Raw genomic sequence first — 16779 nt, forward strand, 5'->3', positions numbered from 1 at the left:
TGATGCGGATTGCCGTTCCCGGGGAACGGAGACCCGCATCAGTCCCGGGGGCGCCCCGCCGCGTCGTTCCGACCGCGGGGCCGTCCCGACCGCGGCGGGGCCGTCCCGATCGCGGGGCCGTCCCGACCGCCGCGCGGTCTCGACCGCGGGGCCGTCCCGACCGCCGACCGCCCTCAGACCCGCGGCGGCAGCTTGCGTCCGGGGTTCATGATCCCCTGGGGGTCGAGCGCGTCCTTGACGGCGCGTTGGGCGGAGAGCACCGCCGGGTCGAGCCGGTTCGTCGCCTCGCGTTTGACCAGGCCGATCCCGTGCTCGCCGCTCAGCGCGCCGCCGAGTGCCTGGGCGATGTCGAGCATCCGGTGGGCCGCGTCGTTGGCCCGGGCGAGCGCGGCGGCGTCCTCGCGGTCGACCATCACGGTCGCGTGCAGGATCCCGTCGCCGGCATGGCCCCACGAGGTGACCTCGACCCCGAGCTCGCTGCCGACTCGGTCGACCGCGTCGAGCGCCTCGCCGAGGCGGTCCGCGGGCACGACGACGTCCTCGGAGAGCTTGCCGCCCCGGGCGGCGACGACCGCCAGCGAGACGCCGTCGCGCCAACGCCAGAGACCCTCGACGTCGGCCCGCGACTGCGGGGACCGGACGACCAGCGCATCGGGAGCCAGCGCCTCCGCCAGGACCTCGGCCTCGATCCGGGCGATCCGCTGCTCGCCGAGCGCCTCGACCAGGACGGCGAAGTCGGCACCGTCGGGCAGGCCACCCGGGAACGCGGCCGACGCAGCCCGCAGCGCACCGCCGTCGAGGAACTCGACCGCCGCCGGGACGACGCCGCAGGCCATCACGGACTCGAGCGCCTCGAGCCCGGCGGCCCGGTCGGCGTAGACGGCCAGCACCGGCAGCGCCAGCTCCGGCGCCGGCTGCAGGCGCAGGCTGACCTCGGTGACCACGCCGAGCGTGCCCTCCGACCCGCACAGCAGACCGAGCAGATCGAGGGTCTCGACGCTCTTGCGGGCGGCACCGCCGAGCCGCACCAGCTGGCCGTCGGGCAGCACCGCCTCGAGGCCGCTGAGCCAGGCGCGAACCGAGCCGTAGCGGAACGAGCGCGGCCCGCCGGCGTTGGTCGCGACGTTGCCGCCGATCAGGCACGACTCCGACGAGCCGGGGTTGGGGGCGAAGAACAGCCCCGCCTCCAGGCAGCGCCGCTGGACCTCGGCCGTCGTCAGGCCGGCCGGGAAGGTCCCGCGCCAAGCGCCGGGCACGAGCTCGCCGGGGCCGATCAGGCGGTCGGTCGCCACGACCAGCGACGGCGGGGCCCCGGACTCGATCCCGGGAACGGCGCCGCCCGAGTAGCCGGTGCCGCCGCCGCGGGGGACGACCGGCACCTCGTTTCGGGCGGCCCAGCGCACGACCTCGGCCGTCTGCTGGGGATCGCCCGGGCGGACGGCGGCGAGCGCGTCGCCGCGCAGGCCCCGGCTCTCGGTCGCGTCCTGCAACAGCTCGGTCTCCGCGACCGGGGCCTGGACGTGGGCCTCGCCGACGATCCGTCCGAGGTCGCGGAGCGCGGCGGCGCGGGCGGCGGTCAGCGTGGAATCAGGGGAGGGCGGAGACGGCATGCGGCAGGTCCTAGGACGGGGTGGACTGCCGGAGGGCGGCCCGGCGGATCTTGCCGCTGGCGGTCTTCGGCAGGTCGTCGACGAACTCGACGACACGGGGGTACTTGTAGGGGGCGGTCTCGCCCTTGACGTGGTCCTGGAGCGCGCCGGCCAGCGCGTCGGACGGGGGATATCCGTCGCGCAGGACGACCACCGCACGGACGATGCTGCCGCGCTCCTCGTCGGGGGCGGCGACGACGGCGGCCTCGGCCACGGCCGGGTGGGCGACGAGCGAGGACTCGACCTCGAACGGACCGATCCGGTACCCGGAGCTGATGATCACGTCGTCGGTCCGGCCCTCGAAGAAGAGGTAGCCGTCGTCGTCGGCGTGGACGCGGTCGCCGGTCCGCCACGGCTCGCCGGTCACGGCGCGGTCGAGGGGAGCCCCGGCCGTGCCGGGCCTCGCGGTGTCGGAGATCAATCCGTGCGTCGCGGGGCCGGCACCGCCCAGGTAGCGGAGGAAGAACGTGGGCACCGTCGCCGGGTCGACGACCAGCTCGCCGTCGTCGATCGTCAGTCCGACGCCGGGCAGCGGGCGGCCCATCGAGCCGGGCCGGATCTCCGCGCCCGGAGGCATCCCCGTCAGCTGGCCGGTCTCGGTCTGGCCGTAGCCGTCGCGGATCGTCAGGCCGGTCGCGGCGTCGAAGGCCCGCAGGACCTCCGGGTTCAGCGCCTCGCCCGCGGCGACCAGGCCGCGCACGTGGGGCAGCGGGCCGAGCGTCGCCCGCTTGGCGATGACGCGGTACTCGGTCGGCGCCATGCAGAGCACGGCGACCCGCTCGCGGGCGACGATCTCGAGCCGCTCGTGGGGGTCGAAGCGGCCGTCGTGGAGGAGCGCCGTCGCCCCGCGCAGCCAGGGGGCGATGAAGACGTTGCGGGCGCTCTTGCTCCAGCCGCTGGCCGCCGTGCACCAGACGACGTCGCCGGGCCCGGCGGCGAGCCAGTGCTCGGCCTGGAGCCGCTGGCCGGTCAGGTAGCGCTGCCCGTGCAGGACCGGCTTGGCGGTGCCGGAGGTGCCGCTGGTGAAGGTGATCAGGCAGCCGTCGGTCGGCGCCAGGTCGACCGCGGGAGCCGGCGGGCCGGAGGCGGCGAAGAGGCTCGGGTCGGGGACGAGCAGGACGTCCGGCGCCAGCGCGGCGGCCGTCGCGGGCAGCGCCAGCGCCTGCTCGAGCACCGCCCGGTTGCGTTCGTCGGCGACGATCACCCGCGGGCCGACGGCGTCGAGCCGCAGCCGCAGGTCCTTCGCCCGCAGCTGCTCGGTGCAGGGCAACGCGATCGCCCCGATCCGGAAGCAGGCGACCATCGTCAGCACCCATTCGGAGCGGTTGCCGATCAGGGTCATCACGACGTCGCCGCGGGCGACCCCACGCGCGGCGAGGACCCCGGCGAAGGCGTTGCTGGCGGCGGCGACCTCGCCGAAGCTCCAGCAGCGACGGCTGCCGTCGCGACCGAGCTCGATCAGCGCAGTGGCGCCGGGATCGGCCGCGTCGACGATGTCTCGGGAGAAGTTCATGGCAGAAGGGTCGGGCATCGGCCGGTTGCGGGGCCGTCCCGCGTCAGGCCGTGCAACCTGGTGGCTGCTTCTGCCGCAGGCTAGCGGATTGCACATGTGACATGTCACGTGTTATAGCTACCGGCAGGCGGGCGCTCGACCGAGCGTCCCGTCGGACGAGACCCTGCTGCGGAGGTGGTGCGCATGAACGCGCAACGCGAGTCGATCTTCACCATGGAAGCGACGCCGATCAAATTCGGCGCCGGCGCGATCAACGACGCCGGATGGGAGCTGAAGCGGCTCGGTGTGACCCGCGCCCTGCTCGTCACCGACCCCGGGGTCGCCGCGCTCGGGATCCCCGATCGCGTCCGCGCCTCGATCGAGGCCGAGGGCATCGAGGTCGTCGTCTACGACCGCTCACGGGTCGAGCCGACGCTCGAGTCCCTGCAGGAGGCGGTCGACTTCGCCCGCGAGGCCAAGGTCGACGGCTTCGTCTCGGTCGGCGGCGGCTCGTCGATGGACACCGCCAAGGTCGCGACGCTCGTGACCACGCATCCGGCTCCGATCCTCGACTACGTCAACGCCCCCGTCGGCAAGGGCGTCAAGCCCCCGAGCCCGCTGCTGCCGCACCTGGCGATCCCGACCACCTCCGGGACGGGCGCGGAGGCGACGACGGTCGCGGTCCTCGACATCCCCGAGCTCAAGGTCAAGACGGGGATCTCCCACCGGTACCTGCGTCCTGCCCAGGGGATCGTCGATCCCGAGCTGACGCGGACGCTGCCGGCGGAGGTGACCTCCTCGGCCGGGCTCGACGTCGTCTGCCACGCCGCCGAGAGCTTCATCTCGCGGCCGTTCAACGAGCGCGAGTTCCCGGCCAGCCCGGGCGATCGTCCGCCGTACCAGGGCTCCAACCCGATCGCGGACGTGTGGTCCGGGCAGGCCCTCGACTACGGCGGCAAGTACCTCCGGCGCGCGGTCGCCGACGCCGACGACACCGAGGCCCGCGGCTTCATGATGCTCGGGGCGAGCATGGCCGGCGTCGGGTTCGGCTCGGCCGGGGTCCACATCCCGCACGCCTGCGCCTACCCGATCGCCGGGCTCAAGCACGTCTACCAGCCCCCGGGCTATCCGACCGACCACCCGTTCATCCCCCACGGCCACTCGGTGATCGTGACCGCGCCGGCCGCCTTCCGGTTCACCTACGACGCGGCTCCCGAGCGCCACCACCACGTCGCCGAGCTGCTCCACCAGGGGCCGATCCCGGAGCACGGGCCGGACGTGCTCCCCAACGTCCTCCGCCGGCTGATGCGCGACGTCGGTGCGCCGACCGGGATCGCGGAGCTGGGCTACACCGAGGACGACATCCCGGCGCTCGTCGAGGGCGCGCTGAAGCAGCAGCGGCTGCTGGTGATCGCCCCCAAGACGCCGACCGCCGACGACCTCGCGCAGATCCTGCGCGACTCGCTGGAGGCGGTCTGACCGCCAACCGGCGCCCGCAGACCCGCAAGGAGATCCCCATGAGCGACGACATCCGGCTGTACATGTTCGACGGCGGCAGCCTCAAGTGCCACGTCGAGAACATCAAGATGAACCAGGGGCTGGGGGAGGAGTACGAGATCCCCGTCCCCTGGTACCTGATCACCCACCCCAAGGGCAACATCGTGATCGACGGCGGCAACGCCGCCGCCGCGCGGGAGGATCCGCTGACCCACTGGGCGGGGATCCACCAGGTCTACTGGCCGGTGATGACCGAGGACCAGCCGGTGATCCCGGCGCTGAGGAAGGCCGGCTTCGACCCGGCCGACGTCCGCTGGGTGGTCCAGAGCCACCTCCACCTCGACCACACCGGCGCGCTCTCGGTGATCGACCAGTTCCCCAACGCGCAGGTCCTCTGCACCCGCACCGAGCACGAGTACGCGCACGCACCCGACTGGTTCGCCGACGCCGGCTACATCAAGGCCGACTTCGTCAAGCCGGGGGTGCCGTGGGTGTTGCTGGAGGAGACCGACGACGGCTACGACCTCTACGGCGACGGCACGCTGAAGATGTGGCGGACGCCGGGTCACGCGCCGGGCCACCAGTCGTTCGAGGTCAACCTGCCCAGCGGGCAGACCGTCGTGCTCGCGGTCGACGCGGCCTACACCACCGACCACTGGAACGAGCAGGCGCTGCCCGGATTCGTGGCCTCGGTCGTCGACGCGGTCCGCTCGGTCCGCAAGCTCAAGCGGATCGCCGACCGCAGCGACGCGCTGGTCGTGACCGGGCACGACCCCGACGCCTGGGCCGGCTTCAAGCACGCACCGGAGTACTACGACTAGCAGCGGCTCGGCCACGCGCTGCGGAGCGTGCTCGCCGGGGTCGGCCGCCGTGGTGGCGGTCGGCCCCGCCGGGTGCTCCCGGCCTCGCCCGCCGTTCGCCGGCCTCCCGCTCCGCTCCACCACGCCTTAGCATCGCCCTACCCGTGAACGACCCGCAACTACCCGTCTTCCCCCTGCTGTCCGGCTCCGTCGACGCCCCGGTCACGCTGACCGCGCGGGTGGCCGAGGAGGTTCGCGACGCGATCGCCGACGGGCGCCTCCAGCCGAACATGCGGCTCTCGGTGCCGCAGCTGGCGGAGCAGCTCGGCGCGTCGAGGACGCCGGTGCGCGAGGCGCTGCTGTTGCTCGAGAGCCAGGGACTGGTGCGCTTCGAGCGCAACCGCGGAGTCCGGATCCTCGAGACGCCGTTGCACGACCTCGAGGAGATCTTCACCCTCCGGCTGCTGCTGGAGGTGCCCGCCACCCGCCGGGCCTGCGAGCTGCTGACCGACGCCGACATGGCGGCGCTGCGCGAGCGGCTGGAGGAGATGCGCCGCTGCGCCACCGGCGAGGACCAGGACGAGTCGGCGTTCATGGCCGCCGATCGCCAGTTCCACGACCTCCTGCTGCGGGCGGCGGGCAACCGACGGCTGGCCGACACCGTCGCCGGGATGCGCGACCTGGTCCGCTTCCTCGGCGCGTCGACCGCGGGTCGCAGCCGCACCCTGGCGATGATCCTGTCCGAGCACGAGCTGATCGTGGAGCGGCTGGAGACGCGGGATGCGGCCGGCGCGGCGGCGGCGATGCGCAAGCACCTGCTGGCGACCGCGGCGCTGCTGCTGGCCCAGGAGGGCGGGGGCTCGCCGCACCAGCTGGCCTGGGCCTCGCTCGGCGAGGGCGGATGAGCTGGGGGCGACGGGCTCGGGTCTGCGTAGGCCGTCGACTGGCGCGAGACCGGTCGAGCCGCGGCCGTGGACCCGGAAACGGGGCGGCGGGTCGTCGTCCGCCGGCCCCGATTCCGCGACGGCCCGTCTGCTCGGAGCGCCCACCACCGCGTGGGAGGATGAGGTCGCCGGTCCGCGCCCTGTCGCCCGGCGCGTGGCGCCCGGTCGGTCCACCCGCGGTCGACTCCCCCTGTACGGCGAACCGATTCACATCGAGGTAGAGCATGTCTGAGCACGTCGTTTCCGAACTGCCCCTGCGGGTCGAGCCCAAGAGCCTGATCGACGGGGAGTGGACGTCGCTGGACGGCGCCACCTTCGTCGTCACCAACAAGGCCGACGACAGCGAGCTGGTGCACGTCCCGGACGCGAAGCCCGAGGACGTCGGTGCCGTCATGGACGGGGCCTGGGAGGGCTTCCTGGAGTGGCGCGACACGCCCCCGCGCGAGCGGGCGAACGTGCTCCGCCGCGCCTACGAGCTCGTCGCCGAGCGGACCGAGGAGCTGGCGACGCTGATGTCGCTGGAGATGGGCAAGGCCCTGCCCGACAGCCGCGGCGAGGTCACCTACGCCAACGGCTTCCTGCTCGAGTACGCCGAGCGCGCGACCCGGATCGAGGGCCGCCACGCCTTCCACGAGAGCACCGGCGGCCGGATCCTCACCCAGCAGGACCCGGTCGGTCCCTGCGTCTTCGTCACGCCGTGGAACTTCCCGCTGGCGATGGGCACCCGCAAGATCGCCCCGGCGCTCGCCGCCGGCTGCTCGGTCGTGGTCAAGCCGCCGCAGCAGACGCCGCTGACGATGCTCGCGCTCGCCGGGATCCTGCTCGAGGCGGGGCTGCCGCCGAAGGTCATCTCGGTCGTCACGACGACCGACTCGCGGCACGTCACCAGCGCCCTGATCGAGCACCCCCGGACGGCCAAGCTGTCGTTCACCGGCTCGACCCCGGTCGGCCGCAGCCTCGCCGAGCAGGGCGGCAAGGCGCTGCTGCGGATGTCGATGGAGCTCGGCGGCAACGCGCCGTTCGTGGTCTTCGAGGACGCCGACCTCGACGAGGCGCTATCCGCCGCCAAGGTCGCCAAGTTCCGCAACGGCGGCCAGGCCTGCACCTCGGCAAACCGCTTCCTCGTCCACGAGTCGCTGGCGGAGGAGTTCACCGCCGGCCTGGTCGCGATCGCCGACGGGCTGGTGCTCGGCGCGGGCACGGACCCGGAGACGACGCTCGGGCCGATGATCGACGACAAGGCCGTCGAGAAGGTCCGCGAGCTGGTCCAGGACGCCGTCGATCGCGGCGCGACCGTCGCGGCGGGCGGGACCGAGAAGTCCGACGGCCGCTACTACCCCGGCACCGTCCTGACGAACCTGCCGGCCGACGCCAAGATCCTTCACGAGGAGGTCTTCGGCCCGGTCGCCCCGGTCGTCACCTTCAAGGACGAGGAGGAGGGCATCCGCCTCGCCAACGACACCGAGTACGGGCTGGTCGCCTACGCCTTCACCAACGACGCGGCCCGGCTGCTGCGGCTCTCGCGCAAGCTCGAGGCGGGCATGATCGGGATCAACACCGGTCTGGTCTCGAACCCGGCGGCGCCGTTCGGCGGGATCAAGGCCTCCGGCTTCGGTCGCGAGGGCGGCCCGGAGGGTCTCGAGGAGTACCTGTCGACGCGGTACGTGGCTATCCCCGACCCCCGGTAGCGGTTCGTCTGAGGCGGCCGTGGACGCTTCGCATCTCGGGCCGGCTGACGCTCGGCAGGGCTAGCGCCCAGCTCTCGCGCCATCCGACCCGACCTGCTTGGTCCACGACCACCTCAGACGGAACCGCGCGGTTCTGGGTTTGCATCTCGGTTCGCGTGGGGCTCGGCGGTGCTGGCGCACAGCTCTCGCCCCACGCGAACCGACCTGCTCGGCCTACGACCACCTCAGACGCAACCGCGCGGTTCTGGGTTTGCATCTCGGGTCGGCTGGCGCTCGACAGGACTGAACTTCAACCGCGCGGCGCCGGGTCGGCGACGGCTGGAGCCAGTCGGAGGGCCAGCAGCAGCTCGGTGACGCGGCCGGCGATCGGACGGTCGAGGCGCTCCTCGATCGTCCGGATCCGCGCCGCGACGGTGTTCTCGTGCACGCCCAGCCGGGCCGCCGCTCGCCGTGGGCTGGCGTGCTCCTCGAGATAGGCCGCCAGCGTGGCCGCCAGCCGCCGGGACTCGCGGTCGCCGCCGAGCAGCGGCCCGAGCTGGTCCTCGGCGAACCGCCGCGCCTGCTCCTGGTCGCCGCTCGCCAGGGCCGTCACCGCCACGTCGGCGTAGTGGGTCACGCTGCCCGGCCGGGCCAGCAACAGCTGCGCGACACGACGGGCGTGCATCGCCTCGAGGTGGGCGATCCGGAAGCCGGCAACCCCGCGCGCCGGCGTCCCGACGGCAACCAGCAGGCCGGGCCCCCCCGACGCAATCGCCCCGCCCGCGCTGGGCGCGGTGCCGGCGCCCGGCCCACGCGGATCATCGGCGGGCGCAAGCGACCCCGCGCTGGCGCCGCTGGACCCACCGTCGAGCCGGAGACGCGCGACCTGGTCGGCGGCGAAGCCGTTGCGGCTGCCGATCCAGCCGGCGAGCAGGCCGTTGCCCAGCGGCGTGCAGAGCGGGCTCCCGGCCCGCAGCGGTGCGACCAGCCGACCGAGCGCCGGCTCGAGCGCGGCCACCGGAAGCGGCTCCTCGTCGGCGCTCCAGGCGACGAACGCCAGGTGCTCGCGGTCGAGGTCGTAGTGGAGCCGCCGTCCGGCGGCGGCGGAGTCGACCGGCAGGCCGTCGAGCAGGCCCCGGACCGTCTGGGCGCGGACGGCGTCGGCGCTCCGCACCCAGCGCGCCCGCTCCTCCGCGTAGAGCCGCTGGGCGCCCGCGGTGAGGGCGTCGATGAAGGCGAACATGTAGCTCGAGCCCTGCTCCAGCGCCGTCGCCAGCGCGGTCGGATCGGCGATCGACGCCCGCAGCTCGACGACCCACGTCCGCCAGAACGCGCCGTGCGCGATCCGGTAGGTCTGGGTCAGCGCCTCGACCGGCACGCCCCGGTGCACGAGCAGGCGGACGAACGCGACCGCCATCGCGGGCGGTTCGGCGCCGGCGGGATCGAGGCCACGCTCGACCATCGTCATGAACAGCCGCGAGTTGTCGTCGACGCTGTCGCGGACCGCGGTGGTCAGCTCGGAGTCGCGGCCGAGCGCGGGCAGCTCGCGGACGATCGCGTCGGTGATCTCCTCGATCACGCGGCGGCGCCAGGCGGTCTCCGCGGCGAGCCGGGCGGCGAGGGTCGTCCAGGCGTCGGCGGCCGGGTCCCCGGGAGGCGCTGCGGCGGAAGCCGGATCCTTGGCCATGGTCAAACCATAGTCCCGAGGGCAGAGACTGTGGTCAATCCACTGTCCTGCGTTTGGCGTAGGGGAGAGGCTGGCGACCATGCCTGACGCCGCCGCGGACTACGTCATCGTCGGAGCCGGATCAGCCGGCTGCGTGCTGGCCAACCGGTTGACCGAGGACCCGAACGTCAACGTCGTCCTGCTCGAGGCCGGCGGCAAGGACGGCAGCCTCAACGTCAAGATCCCGCTCGCCTTCCCCAACCAGTTCCACACCAAGCTCGACTGGGACTTCTCCACCGACCCCGAGCCGGGCTGCGCGAACCGCCAGCTGTACGTGCCGCGCGGCAAGTCGCTCGGCGGCTCGAGCTCGATGAACGCGATGCTCTACGTCCGCGGTCGCCCGCTCGACTACGACCTCTGGGAGGCCGACGGGGCCGCCGGCTGGGGCTGGAGCGACGTCAAGCCGTACTTCCTGAAGGCCGAGGACAACAGCCGCGGCGCCTCCGAGGACCATGGCGTCGGCGGCCCGCTCCACGTCCAGGACGCGAAGGCCCCGCGGCCGCTGAACCGCAAGATCCTCGACGGCTTCCAAGAGGCCGGCGTGCCCCGGATCGCCGACTACAACGGGCCAGAGCAGGACGGGGCCTCGATGTTCCAGGTGCTCCAGAAGGACGGTCGGCGCTGGAGCGCGGCCGACGGCTACCTCAAGCCGGCGATGCAGCGCGCGAACCTGCGGGTCGTGACTCACGCCCACGTGCAGCGGCTGGAGCTGGAGGGGACCCGCGCCGTCGGCGTCCGCTACCGCGACAAGCGCGGCCGTGAGCACGTCGTCCGGGCCGGGCGCGAGGTGCTGCTGGCGGCCGGCGCGATCGCCTCGCCGCAGCTGCTGATGCTCTCCGGGATCGGGCCCGCCGCGCACCTGAAGGAGCACCGGGTCGAGGTCCGTCACGACCTTCCCGGGGTCGGGCAGAACCTCCAGGACCACCCGATGCTGACGATGATGTGGGAGGTCGCCGAGAGCAACACCCTCTACGGCGCCGACAAGCCGAAGCGGCTGCTCGAGTGGCTGCTGCGCAAGAGCGGTCCGCTGACCTCGACCGCCGCCGAGAGCGTCGCCTTCTGGCGCAGCCGGGCCGGCCTGCCCGCCGCCGACATCCAGTTCCACAACGGTGCGCTCTACTACGAGAATCACGGCCAGGAGACCTACGACGGCGACTGCATGGCGCTGGTGCCGGTGCTGGTCGCCCCGAAGAGCCGCGGCCGGGTCTCGCTGCGCTCGGGCGATCCCGCGGCGGCGCCGTCGATCCTGACCAACAGCCTCAGCGAGCGCGAGGACGTCGACGCGATGGTCTCGGCGATGCGCTTCGCCCGCCGCGTCGCCGGGACCACGCCGCTGGCCCCGACCGTCCTCCGCGAGCTGAAGCCCGGTCCGGAGTACGAGACCGACGAGGAGCTGGAGCAGGGCCTGCGCGAGCGGGTCGAGCTGATCTACCACCCGGTCGGGACCTGCCGGATCGGGGCCCGCGGGACGGCCGGTGCCGTCGTCGACCCCGAGCTGCGGGTCCACGGGATCGGGGGCCTGCGGGTGATCGACGCCTCGGTCTTCCCGCTGATCCCCGGGGGCAACACGCACGCGCCGACGGTGATGGTCGCCGAGCGGGCGGCCGACCTGATCCGGGGCCGGGTGAGCGCGCCGACGGCCGGCGCCACGAGCACGGAAGGGGCGGCGGCATGAGCACGGTCGCGAGCGACCCCCGCACGGCGACCACCGGGACCGGCCGCGCGCCGCGGGTGGTGATCGTCGGCGCCGGGTTCAGCGGGATCGCGATGGGGATCGCGCTCAAGCGGGCCGGGATCGACGACTTCACGATCTACGACCGCTCCGACGACCTCGGTGGCGTCTGGCATCACAACACCTACCCGGGCGCGGCGTGCGACATCCCGTCGTCGCTCTACTCCTATTCGTTCGAGGTCCGCCGCGACTGGTCGCGCCCGTGCTCGCCGCACGGGGAGATCAAGGACTACCTGCGCCACTGCGTCCAGAAGTACGGGCTCAGCGACCACCTCCGGACCGGCGTCGAGATCGCCGACGCGCGCTGGGACGAGGCGACCGCGAGCTGGACCGTCCGGACCGTCGCGGGCGAGACGATCGAGGCCGACGCGGTCGTGCTCGGCTGCGGACAGCTGAGCCGCCCCGCCTGGCCGCGGATCCCCGGCCGCGAGCGGTTCGCTGGGCACAGCTTCCACTCGGCCGAGTGGGACCACGACTACGACCTGCGGGGCAAGCGCGTCGCGGTGATCGGGACCGGGGCCAGCGCGGTCCAGTTCGTCCCGCCGGTCGCGGCCGAGGTCGACCGGCTCGACGTCTACCAGCGCAGCCCGTCGCACATGCTGCCGCGCCGCAACAACGCCTACGCGCCGTGGGCGCGGGCGCTGATCGAGAAGGTCCCGCCGGTGCAGGCCGTCCGGCGGCGGTTCCTCTACGACTTCACCGAGGTCGCGACGCTCGGGCTGACCTCGGTGCCGCCGCTCGGCTGGGGCCTGAAGGCGTGGTCGAAGTGGTTCTTCCACCGCCACGTCAAGGACCCGGAGCTGCGTCGCAAGCTGACGCCGGACTACCCGATCGGCTGCAAGCGGATCCTCTTCTCCAGCGCGTACTACCCGGCGCTGGCGCGGGACAACGTCGAGCTGGTCGTCGACGACATCCGTGAGATCACCGAGCACGGGATCGTGACCGCCGACGGGACCGAGCGGGAGGTCGACGCGATCGTCTACGCGACCGGCTTCCAGGCGCAGGCGTTCGTCGCCCCGATCGACGTCCACGGGACCGACGGGGCGGGGCTCGAGCAGGCGTGGGAGGCGGGCGCCGACGCGCACCTCGGGATCGCCGTCGCGGGGTTCCCGAACATGTTCCTGCTCTACGGGCCGAACACGAACCTCAGCGTCGGCTCGATCATCGTGATGATCGAGGCCCAGGTCGGCTACGTCACCCAGGCGCTTCAGCACCTCCGCTCGGGGGTCTCCGCGATCGACGTGCGGCCGGAGGTCCAGGCGGCGTCGAGCGCTCGCGTCCAGCGGCGCTTCCAGGGGTCGGTCTGGACGCGCTGCGACAGCTGGTACCGCAACGAGCAGGGCCGGGTCGTCAACAACTGGCCGTACCGGATGCGGGTCTACGAGCGGGCGACGGCCGAGTTCCGGCCCACGGAGTACCACGAGATCCGCGTCGCGTCGCGCGAACCGGAGGCGGTCGCCGGCGCCGCGGAATGAGGCGGGGCCGGCCGGCGGCGTCGCGATTGGGCGCATTGAGGTGGGTGGGGTGCTGAGGTGGGTGGCGCCTGAGGCGGACGCGCGTTGTGAGCGGCAGGGCGCTGAGGCGGGCTGAGGCGCGCAGCATGCTGAGGTGGGCGCGCGTCGTGACGGGCAGTGCGCGGAGGCGGGCGGCGCGTGGTGACGGGCGGCACGTTCTCTTTGAGGTTGGCCACCGTAGTGGTGGCAAACCTCAAAGAGAACGCGCGGGCGGCCCCGGTCCTGGCCCGCCTCCGGTCCTGGCCCGCCTCCGGCCCGGGAGTGGCCCCGGCCCGACCCAGGGCCCAGCCTCGTCCCGCCTCACGACCCCACGACCCCGGGGTCCACGGCCTCCCGTTCCCCCGGCCCGGCCCGGCCCGCCCCGCCCGCCCGGCCCGGGAGTGGCTCCGCCCCGGCCGCCCCGCCCCGTCTGGGCCGCATCGGTTCCGACCGGCGGTAGTTCGGTTTGACATACCGGCAAGTATTCGAATACGGTGCGGTATGTGAGTCGGCCGGCGCGGCGGGCTCGGACCGAAGGAGTGACCGTATGAGCACCACCAGTCTCCCGCCCGGCCCGCGGATGCCGCGAGTCCTGCAGACCACCGGGTTCATCGCCCGCGGCCCGTCGTTCCTCAAGCAGTGCCGTGAGCGCTACGGCGACATGTTCACCCTCCGGATCAGCGGCGAGGGCAACTGGGTGATGCTGGTCGACCCGGACCACATCAAGCAGGTCTTCACCGGCTCGCCGCAGGTCTTCCACGCCGGCAAGGGCAACCAGATCCTGCTGCCGCTGCTCGGCGACCACTCGGTGCTGCTGCTCGACGAGGCCGCGCACCTGCGCCAGCGCAAGCTGCTGCTGCCGCCGTTCCACGGCAAGCGGATGGCCAGCTACGGCGAGCTGATGCAGCGGGTGGCGGAGGAGGAGATCGCCACCTGGCCGGTCGGCGAGTCGATGGAGGCCTGGCCGCGGATGCAGAACATCACCCTCGAGGTGATCATGCGCGCGGTCTTCGGGGTCGAGGACGGCGCCCGGCTGGTCGAGGTGCGCGACGCCCTGACCACCTTGCTGGACGAGGTCATGCGGCCGGCGACGATGGTCATGCTCGCCGCGATGGGCCCGCACCGGTTCCGCGAGCTGGGGCTGGTCAAGCGGCGGCTCGCCGCCGCCGACGAGGTCGTCTTCCGGCTGATCCGGGACCGCCGCAACGCCCCCGACCTGGCCGAGCGCGACGACATCCTCTCGCTGCTGATCCAGGCCCGCCACGAGGACGGCCGGGGGATGACCGACCAGGAGCTGCGCGACGAGCTGATGACGCTGCTCGTCGCCGGGCACGAGACGACCGCGACCACGCTCGGCTGGGCGCTGGAACGGCTCGTCCGGCACCCCGACAAGCTCGCGCGGCTGCGGGAGGAGGTCCTCGCCGGCGAGGACACCTACCTCGACGCGGTCGTCAAGGAGACGCTGCGGCTGCGCCCGGTCCTGTCGATCGTCGTCCGCGAGCTGCAGGAGGACGTGCAGATCGGCGACCACCTGCTGCCCAAGGGCACCCGCGTCACGCCCTGCATCCAGCTCGTCCACCGGCGCGAGGACGTCTACCCCGATCCGGACGCCTTCCGCCCCGAGCGCTGGCTCGACCAGACGCCGGGGACCTACACGTGGATCCCCTTCGGGGGCGGCGTCCGGCGCTGCCTCGGGGCGAGCTTCGCGCTGTTCGAGACCAAGAGCGTGCTCGCCTCGATCGTCGCTGGCGTCGATCTGCTGCCGGCGACGCCGCAGGGCGAGCACGTCAAGCGCCGCGCGATCACCCAGACGCCCAAGCACGGCGCGCGGGTGATCGTCCGCGCCCGCACGCCGCGGGCGCCCGCCGTCGAGGCCGAGCCGGTGGCCGTCGGAGCCGGCGGTCGATGAACGGCCGCTCGCCCACGGAACGCGCCCCCGAGCCGCCGACCCCGCCGACCCCGCCGACCCCGCCGACCCCGCCGGCGGGGTCGGCCCCGCGGACGCCGCCCGTCCTGCCGACCCCGCCCGTCCCGCCCGTCCCGCCGGTCCCGCCGACGCCCCCGGGCCCGGCGGCCCGGCGGACCCGCAAGCAGCAGCAGGAGCACACCCGCTCCTGCCTGTTGCGGTCGGCGGCGGCGCTCTTCACCCGCAAGGGGATGCAGCAGGCGTCGATCGACGAGATCGCCCACGACGCCGGGTTCACGAAGGGCGCCTTCTACGCGAACTTCAAGAACAAGGAGGAGCTGTTCCTGGCGATGCTCGACGAGCGCTTCGCCGAGCGGCTGGAGGAGATCGACCGGGTCGTCCGGCTCGACGCGTCGATCGAGGTGCAGGCCCGCCAGGCGGGGGTCGACTTCATCCGGGCGATCAGCGCCGACGCCGAGTGGTCGCGGCTGTTCTTCGAGTTCGCGGTCTACGCCTCGCGCAACGAGCCGTTCCGCGCGGAGCTGGTCACGCGCCACCGGGCCCTGCGGGCGAAGATCGCCGAGCTCTTCGAGCAGCGGGCGCGGGAGCTGGACTGGACCCCGCCGATCAGCGCCGACCAGGCGTCGCGGATGACCTTCGCGATGGCCAACGGCGTCGCCCTCGAGCAGCTGCTGGAGCCCGAGGCGGACTCGGCCGACCTCTACGGCACGATGCTGACGACCTTCTTCACCGGCCTGCGCGCCAGCGGCTGATGCGGCCGCGGCGGGCGGGGGCAGCGGGGCGACTCCGGCCCGCTGCTCGCGTGCCGCCGGCCGGGAGCGGTCGGCCGCCGGACGGCGGCTCAGCCGCGCCGCGGGGTGACGGCGAACTCGGTCATGCCGCCGACGGCACGACAAGCGACTCGTAGGTTGGTGAGGTGCCCGACGTGGTCCCTGTCCTCGACGAAGCGCAGGCCCTGCCGTGGGTTCTGGGCCGGATGCCCGACGGCCATCGGCCGATCGTGGTCGACGAGGGGGCGAGCGACGGGTCGGGTGCGATCGCCGCCGGGCTCAGGGCGCTCGTGGTCGACGAGCCCCGCCGCGGCTTCGGCGCCGCCCGCGAGCGGATCGGTCCTCCGCCGACGCGCTCCGGCGGCGAGCGGCGAGCGGCGAGCGTCCGGGGCGGTCCCCCGACGCACCGGACCGGCGACGACCTGCTGACGACCGGGGCGGACGTATGAGCCGCGCGACCTACGTGATCCTGGCGCAGGTCCCGCGGGCCGGCCACAGCAAGACCCGGCTGTGCCCGCCGTGCAGCCCCGAGCAGGCGGCGATGCTGGCGGAGGCCTCCTTGCGCGACACGATCGACGTGGTCGTGGCGACGCCGGCGCACCGCCGGGTGCTCGTCCTCGACGGTCCACCGCCGAGTTGGCTCCCGGAGGAGCTGGAGATCCTGCCGCAGCGCGGGGACGGGCTCGACGAGCGGCTGGCCGCGGCGTTCGAGGACGTCGGCACTCCCGCGGTCCTGATCGGGATGGACACCCCGCAGCTGACGACGACGATGCTGCGGGAAGCGTGGCGCGAGCTGATGGGGCCGACCACGGACGCGATCCTCGGTCACGCCCTCGACGGCGGCTACTGGACGATCGGACTATGCGTACAGGATCGCTCGCTGTTCGTCGGACTGCCGATGAGCACCGAACTGACCGGCGCGTTGCAGGAGCAGCGGCTCCGCGAGCACGGCCTGCGGGTCTCGCTGCTGCGGCCGCTGCGCGACGTCGATCGGATCGAGGACGCCCGCGTGATCGCGGCCATCGCCCCCGACGGACGTTTCGCGCGGGCGATGGCGGCGATCTCCTGAATCCGGCGCTGGC

General features: G+C 73.5%; 12 protein-coding genes and 1 pseudogene. 10 read left to right on the top strand and 3 right to left on the bottom strand.

The annotated features are described in order from the left end of the window. Positions 1 to 173: 173 nt before the first annotated feature. Together ACVUH9_RS11985 and ACVUH9_RS11990 are read right to left on the bottom strand one after the other, a co-directional pair. Positions 174 to 1610 carry an FAD-binding oxidoreductase gene (locus ACVUH9_RS11985; RefSeq protein WP_475757166.1) on the bottom strand — a complete coding sequence of 479 codons (1437 nt, stop codon included), beginning with the start codon at positions 1608 to 1610 and terminating at the stop codon, positions 174 to 176. 10 nt (positions 1611 to 1620) lie between these two features. Beyond that, positions 1621 to 3162: an acetate--CoA ligase gene (locus tag ACVUH9_RS11990; protein WP_475757168.1), complete on the bottom strand. Its 1542-nt coding sequence runs from the start codon at positions 3160 to 3162 to the stop codon at positions 1621 to 1623. Between the two features lie 183 nt (positions 3163 to 3345). Here ACVUH9_RS11990 and ACVUH9_RS11995 point away from each other — a divergent pair, with 183 nt between their 5' ends. From ACVUH9_RS11995 to ACVUH9_RS12010, 4 genes are all read left to right on the top strand, one after another. Continuing rightward, complete coding sequence (locus tag ACVUH9_RS11995) at positions 3346 to 4620, top strand: hydroxyacid-oxoacid transhydrogenase (RefSeq protein WP_475757171.1); 1275 nt, start codon at positions 3346 to 3348, stop codon at positions 4618 to 4620. A 38-nt stretch (positions 4621 to 4658) separates the two neighbouring features. After that, positions 4659 to 5459: an AttM family quorum-quenching N-acyl homoserine lactonase gene (gene attM, locus ACVUH9_RS12000; protein WP_475757173.1), complete on the top strand. Its 801-nt coding sequence runs from the start codon at positions 4659 to 4661 to the stop codon at positions 5457 to 5459. A gap of 143 nt (positions 5460 to 5602) precedes the next feature. Then, positions 5603 to 6343 (top strand): GntR family transcriptional regulator, encoded by a 741-nt coding sequence (locus tag ACVUH9_RS12005; RefSeq protein ID WP_475757175.1) that lies wholly within the window; start codon positions 5603 to 5605, stop codon positions 6341 to 6343. 263 nt (positions 6344 to 6606) lie between these two features. Continuing rightward, the gene (locus ACVUH9_RS12010) at positions 6607 to 8070 is read left to right on the top strand and encodes an NAD-dependent succinate-semialdehyde dehydrogenase (protein WP_475757177.1); all 1464 of its coding nucleotides are present in this window, start codon (positions 6607 to 6609) and stop codon (positions 8068 to 8070) included. Positions 8071 to 8359: 289 nt separating this feature from the next. Here ACVUH9_RS12010 and ACVUH9_RS12015 read toward each other — a convergent pair whose 3' ends face one another. Next, entirely contained in the window at positions 8360 to 9736 is a 1377-nt protein-coding gene (locus ACVUH9_RS12015; protein ID WP_475757179.1) for a PucR family transcriptional regulator, read from the bottom strand. A gap of 79 nt (positions 9737 to 9815) precedes the next feature. Here ACVUH9_RS12015 and ACVUH9_RS12020 point away from each other — a divergent pair, with 79 nt between their 5' ends. The 6 genes and pseudogenes from ACVUH9_RS12020 (at position 9816) to ACVUH9_RS12045 (ending at position 16766) form a co-directional block, all read left to right on the top strand. Further along, the gene (locus tag ACVUH9_RS12020) at positions 9816 to 11450 is read left to right on the top strand and encodes a GMC family oxidoreductase (RefSeq protein WP_475757181.1); all 1635 of its coding nucleotides are present in this window, start codon (positions 9816 to 9818) and stop codon (positions 11448 to 11450) included. Continuing rightward, positions 11447 to 12982, top strand: a complete 1536-nt coding sequence (locus ACVUH9_RS12025; protein ID WP_475757183.1) for a flavin-containing monooxygenase — start codon at positions 11447 to 11449, stop codon at positions 12980 to 12982. The genes ACVUH9_RS12020 and ACVUH9_RS12025 overlap by 4 nt, the downstream gene beginning before the upstream one ends. 565 nt (positions 12983 to 13547) lie before the next feature. Continuing rightward, a complete protein-coding gene (locus ACVUH9_RS12030; RefSeq protein ID WP_475757184.1) occupies positions 13548 to 14909 on the top strand; it encodes a cytochrome P450 in 1362 nt (453 codons plus the stop codon). Continuing rightward, positions 14906 to 15679: a TetR/AcrR family transcriptional regulator gene (locus ACVUH9_RS12035; protein WP_475757186.1), complete on the top strand. Its 774-nt coding sequence runs from the start codon at positions 14906 to 14908 to the stop codon at positions 15677 to 15679. The genes ACVUH9_RS12030 and ACVUH9_RS12035 overlap by 4 nt, the downstream gene beginning before the upstream one ends. 164 nt (positions 15680 to 15843) lie before the next feature. After that, positions 15844 to 16023: pseudogene (locus ACVUH9_RS12040) on the top strand (glycosyltransferase); the annotation flags it as partial. Positions 16024 to 16142: 119 nt separating this feature from the next. Then, the gene (locus ACVUH9_RS12045) at positions 16143 to 16766 is read left to right on the top strand and encodes a TIGR04282 family arsenosugar biosynthesis glycosyltransferase (protein WP_475757188.1); all 624 of its coding nucleotides are present in this window, start codon (positions 16143 to 16145) and stop codon (positions 16764 to 16766) included. Positions 16767 to 16779: the final 13 nt, after the last annotated feature.

The organism is Patulibacter ginsengiterrae (assembly GCF_056269115.1).

Bases quoted from the DNA above. Each gene is read 5' to 3' on its own strand.
- ACVUH9_RS11985 (WP_475757166.1), bottom strand. From the start codon at position 1,610: ATGCCGTCTCCGCCCTCCCCTGATTCCACGCTGACCGCCGCCCGCGCC.
- ACVUH9_RS11990 (WP_475757168.1), bottom strand. From the start codon at position 3,162: ATGAACTTCTCCCGAGACATCGTCGACGCGGCCGATCCCGGCGCCACT.
- ACVUH9_RS11995 (WP_475757171.1), top strand. From the start codon at position 3,346: ATGAACGCGCAACGCGAGTCGATCTTCACCATGGAAGCGACGCCGATC.
- attM (WP_475757173.1), top strand. From the start codon at position 4,659: ATGAGCGACGACATCCGGCTGTACATGTTCGACGGCGGCAGCCTCAAG.
- ACVUH9_RS12010 (WP_475757177.1), top strand. From the start codon at position 6,607: ATGTCTGAGCACGTCGTTTCCGAACTGCCCCTGCGGGTCGAGCCCAAG.
- ACVUH9_RS12015 (WP_475757179.1), bottom strand. From the start codon at position 9,736: ATGGCCAAGGATCCGGCTTCCGCCGCAGCGCCTCCCGGGGACCCGGCC.
- ACVUH9_RS12020 (WP_475757181.1), top strand. From the start codon at position 9,816: ATGCCTGACGCCGCCGCGGACTACGTCATCGTCGGAGCCGGATCAGCC.
- ACVUH9_RS12025 (WP_475757183.1), top strand. From the start codon at position 11,447: ATGAGCACGGTCGCGAGCGACCCCCGCACGGCGACCACCGGGACCGGC.
- ACVUH9_RS12030 (WP_475757184.1), top strand. From the start codon at position 13,548: ATGAGCACCACCAGTCTCCCGCCCGGCCCGCGGATGCCGCGAGTCCTG.
- ACVUH9_RS12035 (WP_475757186.1), top strand. From the start codon at position 14,906: ATGAACGGCCGCTCGCCCACGGAACGCGCCCCCGAGCCGCCGACCCCG.
- ACVUH9_RS12045 (WP_475757188.1), top strand. From the start codon at position 16,143: ATGAGCCGCGCGACCTACGTGATCCTGGCGCAGGTCCCGCGGGCCGGC.